This window comes from Thermogutta sp. (assembly GCF_014359955.1).
Classification (GTDB): domain Bacteria; phylum Planctomycetota; class Planctomycetia; order Pirellulales; family Thermoguttaceae; genus Thermogutta.
On sequence record NZ_JACIYL010000947.1, the window covers coordinates 1 to 1,528 of the forward strand.

The window sequence follows — 1,528 nt, forward strand, 5'->3', positions numbered from 1 at the left end:
CATCGAAAAGCAGATGGCCGGAGCCAGGGTCGGACGCTTCCAGGCCGGCTATGATTCGCAGAAGTGTCGTCTTCCCCGAACCGGAAGGTCCCAGCAGTGCCACGAGTTCTCCCGCATGAATGGTCAGATTCACGCGATCGAGAGCGCGAAACTTGCCGAAGGTTTTGGAGATTTCAATCACTTCGATACGCATGGGAAAGACACCTCCTCAGAAAGACAATCCTGCCCGCGGTTGAGTTTCCGATTGATGCGGTGTTGCCAGACGGTCTTCACGACCAGTGTCACCAGCCCTACTCCGGTGAGCAGCGAAGCAACGGCAAACGCGGCAGAGAACTGGTACTCGCTGTACAGAAGTTCCACATACAGCGGCAAAGTCACGGTGAACCCGCGGATGTGTCCCGAAACGACCGAAACCGCACCGAATTCCCCAAGAGATCGTGCGGTGCACAGAATCACTCCGTAGAGGAGCGCCCAGCGAATCTTGGGCAGCGTGACGTGATAAAAGATCTGCCAGCCGTTGGCGCCAAGCAGTCGAGCGGCTTCTTCCTCCTCGCTCCCTTCGGTTTCCATCAGGGTCTTCACTTCCCTGACCACAAGCGGCAGGGTGACGAAGGCGGTCGCCAGGACAATACCCGGGAATGCAAAAATGACCCGAACACCCCAGCGTTCCAGAATCGCTCCCAACCACCCATGCTGCCCATAGACCAGAATGAGCAGCAACCCCACCACGACCGGCGAGATGGAAAGAGGCAAATCAATAAGGTTGATCAGCGCGTTGCGGCCGAAAAAGCGGTATTTGCTCAGGCACCACGCCGCGGACAGTCCGAACGCGGTATTGATGGCAACGCAGAGTGTGGTGACTGACAGGCTGAGCCGCACTGCCGCCAGGGCTTCGGGATTGCTGATGGCCGCACAGTAAACGTACCACCCCTGACGGAACGCCTCTGCAAAAACGACGACCAGAGGGAGCACAAGAAAAACTCCCAGGATCAGCACCGTGGTCAGAATGAGACCGAGACGCAAAAGAAGCCATACTGGCGAATTCCGTGTGAGTTCAGCCTCACGGCGCGATGGCGCGGCGCTGGCCGCCGTAAAGCCATCGGGCGGCGAGGTTGCTCGAGGTGGAGCGAGGGGCAAACACCTCAAAGACTGTTTCATGCGACGCTCCCTTCCTGCCAGCGCAACTGCCAGTTGTGGAGAGCGTTTATGGTCACGAGGATGCCCAGGGATGCCAGCAGCATGATCGCTGCAATGACGGCCGCCCCGTGATAGTCGTACTGCTCGAGTTTGATGACGATGAGGAGCGGTGCAATCTCCGTGCGATGGGGAAGGTTCCCTGCAATGAAGATGATGGAGCCGTACTCACCCACCGCCCGGGCAAACGCCAGAGATATGCCCGTGAGCAGGGCCGGTCGCAGGGAAGGAAAGGTCACCCGCCAGAATGTCACAATCGGTCCGGCCCCCAGGCTTGCCGCGGCCTCTTCCCAGTCTGAAGGAAGATCGGCAATGGCGGGCTGAAGGGTTCGCA

At 59.0% G+C, this 1,528-nt stretch carries 3 protein-coding genes; all 3 read right to left on the reverse strand.

The annotated features are described in order from the left end of the window. On the reverse strand, positions 1-193 hold a 193-nt coding region (locus tag H5U08_RS18435; protein ID WP_297036515.1), incomplete at its 3' end, for an ATP-binding cassette domain-containing protein. Continuing rightward, positions 178-1,158: a sulfate ABC transporter permease subunit CysW gene (gene cysW, locus H5U08_RS18440; protein WP_297036517.1), complete on the reverse strand. Its 981-nt coding sequence runs from the start codon at positions 1,156-1,158 to the stop codon at positions 178-180. The genes H5U08_RS18435 and cysW, both read right to left, overlap by 16 nt. Further along, the coding region (locus tag H5U08_RS18445) for an ABC transporter permease subunit (protein WP_297036520.1) at positions 1,155-1,528 on the reverse strand (374 nt) is incomplete at its 5' end. The genes cysW and H5U08_RS18445, both read right to left, overlap by 4 nt.